The organism is Microbulbifer aggregans (assembly GCF_020524005.1).
GTDB classification, from domain to species: Bacteria; Pseudomonadota; Gammaproteobacteria; order Pseudomonadales; family Cellvibrionaceae; genus Microbulbifer; species Microbulbifer aggregans_A.
Genome location: NZ_JAIVKK010000024.1, coordinates 1 through 4,133, shown reverse-complemented (window position 1 = coordinate 4,133; position 4,133 = coordinate 1). Strand labels below are relative to the sequence as shown.

Sequence of the window (4,133 nt, the reverse complement as noted above, 5' to 3'; positions counted from 1 at the left end):
TATATGGTGCCGTCGAGCTTTACAGCACTGGCGGAGCTGCCGCTGACAATCAATGGCAAGCTGGATGTGAAGGCGCTGCCAGAGCCGGACTTTGGTTCGGCGGAGAGCTATGTTGCGCCCCGCACCGAGCTGGAAGCGACACTGTGTCAGGTTTGGCAAGAGGTACTGGACGTTGATCGTGTGGGGATCGAGGATAATTTTTTCCGAGTCGGGGGCGACTCGATTGTCAGTATTCAGTTGACCAGTCGCTTGCGAAGACAGGGGTTATCACTTCAAGTTAAAGATATTTTTGATGCACCAACGGTCTTGGAGTTGGCGGACTTGCTGACGAGGACGAGTACTGCCTCGCAGGTGAATGCTGAGCAGGGTAGTTTAGCTGGGAGCTTTGGTTTGCTTCCGATTCAGCAGTGGTTTTTTGATCAACCTCTGTTGAAACCGCACCATTGGAATCAGGCGTTTATGGTTGCTGTACCCAACGCGCTGAGCTTTGAGGTGGTGACTCAGGCGGTCTCGGCGCTCGCTGAGCAGCACGATATTCTACGCTGCGCATTTGAGATTACCGAGCAGGGAGTACAACAGCGTTACCATCAAAGCGTGGGCCCGATGATGGCTCCCGTAGAGCAACTTGATGTCAGTACTCTGAGTGCCGAAGCGCTGAACCATCAGTTGACACAGTGGCAGAGCCAGTTTGATATTTACCAGGGACCGCTGTGGCAGGCGGCGTATTTACACGGCTATGCGGATGGCAGTGCCCGTCTTTTCTTTGCCTTCCATCACCTAATCATCGATGCGGTTTCCTGGCGGATTTTGGCGGAAGACGTGGAGCAGCTGCTCAGTGGTAGGGCGCTCGGCCCCAAAACCAGCAGTTATCGCCAGTGGGTGCAGGCTGTAGAAAATTACGCCGAGCGTCATCAGGGCGATGTGGACTATTGGCAGGGGGTAACGTCGGGTCAGCAGTCTCTGCTTGAGCAAATTGGCGACGATCTGGCAGATAGCCCGCACGCAGCCGAGGTTGTGCTCTCGAAAGAGGCTACGGATCAGTTGCTACACCGAGCGAACGAGGGCTACAACACCGAAATTAATGACTTGTTGCTGGCAGCTCTGGCGCAGGCGCTTCAGGCCAGCTTCGGCAGGGATACCTTCCACATCACGCTGGAGGGACACGGCCGTGAGCCCATTGATGATGCGATCGATGTCTCGCACACCGTGGGGTGGTTCACTACGGCCTACCCAGTGCGTCTTCAGGCGTATGCCTCACTGGAGGACGTGATCATTGAAACCAAGGAATCGCTTCGTCGTATTCCCGACAAGGGCATTGGGTTTGGTGCACTGACTCAGGCGGGCCTGCTGGTGCATAGCCCGTTGCCTGAAATCAGTTTTAACTATCTGGGACAGTTGGGAGGAGAGCGCCCTCGAATCGGTGAGTCTCAAGCACTTGGCAGTATCGTCCTCGAGGATTGCGGGCAGGCTTCTGCCCGTGAAAATATTCAGCATGTCAGGCTAGCTTTTAATGGAGCGATCAAGAGCGATGCCTTGCGATTGGCTGTTCTCTCTCGCCTATCGGAGACGCTGACACGAACGCTGATTGAAAATCTAGAGTCTGCATTGCAACAGGTGATTAAATTCTCGATCGAAGCGGCTGATCGAGGATCGGTTGCGACCCCGAGTGATTTTCCGGTACGAGAGTTGTCGATTGAACAATTGGCTGAGCTGAACAAAAAATATCGGGTTGAACAAATTTTCCCTGCCAGCAGCTTGCAACAGGGCTTTGTTTATCACCACTTAAGTATGCCGGATGATGACGCCTATAGAGTGCAATTGCTGCTCGATTATCACCACACTTTTAACATCTCAGCGTATAAGGAAGCGTGGCAGCTTGCCTCGTTGCGTTACTCCGCTTTACGTCTGGCTTTTGATTGGCAGGGAAACGAAGTTCTACAGGTGGTTACTAAGGGCCAAAGCCTTTTGGAAGAACATTTTATTTACCATGATCTGAGTGCTTATTCAGAAAATGATCGAGAGAAGAAAATTGTTGAAATTCAGCAGTTAGATCGATCTTCAGCGTTTGATCTAACCCAGCCTGGACTGGTTCGTTTGCATTTGATTAAACATCAGTCAGATTATTTTACGGTGTTAAAAACCATTCATCACAGTATTAGTGATGGATGGAGTGGCGCAATTCTGATGTCTACTGTGCATGATTTTTATCGTCAGTTGTGTTCTGGTGAGGCGCCAGATTATGTTGCCGAAAATACCTATGTCGAAGCGCAGAGTTACCAAAACAAAAGGTTGTTAAGTACGCAAAAATTTTGGCAAGACCAGAAAAAATTGTGGTGTGGGGTTAACGATCTAAGCTTTCTTTCTGGTCATCCTATACTTTCGTCGGGGATGAATCGTGTTGTTCAGCCGGAAGAACAGAAAAATTTTATTGCTGAGGACAAGTTTTTAGATTTAAAGCGAGCTTGTAACCACTGTGGCGTTACGATTAGTACTCTTGTGCAATTTGCTTGGCACAAGCTGTTGCAAGTTTTCACTCAAGATGAGCAGACCATTGTTGGTACAACGGTTTCGGGGCGAGATATTCCAGTCAAGGGTATAGAAAGCAGTGTGGGTATGTATATTAATACCCTACCTTTAGCAGTGGATTGGGCTCCCAAAGTAAGTGCTTCAGAGCTGTTGTTGCGGATTCAAAATCGTATTGTAGAGATTAGCGCCCATGGCAGTGTGGCTCTGAGCAGGCTTCAGGATGGTGGGAGCCGTTTATTTAATAGTTTGTTCGTATTTGAAAATTACCCTGTGGTTCAAGATCGAGCTACGGCTCGGGATAAGCTTGAGTTGAATGTCAAACGGCGAGCTGCAATTGAAAAAACCAACTATCCGATTTCTGTTGTTGCCTATGAAAAAAACGGCGGTTTAGAGATTGGGATAAAATATGATGGTGCGATATTTAAGTCGGATCGTATCGCTTATTTCTTAGAAAAGATATCTGTGATAATGATGGTCGCTGCTCGCCAGCCAAACCTTCCTCACGAAGATATTATGCTCTTGTCCGAGCGCGAGCGTCAGTTGCAATGTGAACAGTGGAATAACAACTCGGCCGATTACCTGCATGACAGCTCACTAGTGCATGAATTTGAACGCCAGGTGGCGAGTACACCTGAGCGAGTCGCGCTGTCTTTTGCAGGCGAGGAACTCAGCTATCAAGCGCTGAACCAGCGGGCCAACCGTCTCGCGAGGGCGCTGCGCAGTCACTGTCTTAATCAGGCGGGCATACCGTTACAGCCGGATACCCCGGTGGCGCTGTACCTCGATCGCAGTTTGGATATGGTCGTTGCGATCTTAGCGGTACTGAAGGCGGGTGCGGCCTACGTGCCCATCTCGCCAGAGTATCCCGCCGAGCGCGTGTCCTTTATCTTGTCTGACACTCAGGCACCAGTTGTGTTAACACAGCAGCATCTGTGTGTAGAACTCGATGAATACGCGGCGTCAGCGCTATGTGTGGATGAAGCCTCTGTGCTGGTTGCCCAGAGCAGCAACAATCTGTCGCTGCCCGTGCAGCCAGATCATCTGGCTTATGTTATTTACACCTCGGGTACCACCGGTCAGCCGAAAGGGGTGATGATCGAGCACCGCAACGTGTTACACCTGGCGGAGGCGCAAAAGCACGCGTTTTCGGCGGATCAGTGTACACGGGCACTGCAGTTTGCGTCTTATGTATTTGATGCCTGTGTTTCCGAAATTTTTGTCAGCTTGTTAAACGGTCATCACTTGGTGGTCGCTTCGGATGATGAGCGTGTCAGTACTGAGTTACTTGAAGCGCTTATCGTATCGGAAAGCATCGAGCTGGCGACCATTCCTCCGGTACTGCTGGCACAATTAAATCCAGAGCGTTTAAGTGGGATAAAGTCTCTCGTCACCGCCGGTGAGTCTCCCGGGTTGGAGATGCTCAACAGCGTTCGCGCTCACTGTCGTATCTTTAATGCTTATGGTCCGACCGAGAGCACGGTTTGCGCTTCGGCTCACGAGTTTCAGCCCGGGGACCTTGCGACCAACATCGGCGGTCCGATTCAAAATACTCAGCTCTATGTTCTCGATCGCAGTTTGCACCTGCTGCCCGTGGGCGCGGTGGGTGA

At 50.8% G+C, this 4,133-nt stretch carries 1 protein-coding gene; it reads left to right on the top strand.

All coding sequences use genetic code 11. The annotated features are described in order from the left end of the window. On the top strand, positions 1-4,133 hold a 4,133-nt coding region (locus tag LC093_RS20030; protein WP_226669217.1), incomplete at both ends, for a condensation domain-containing protein.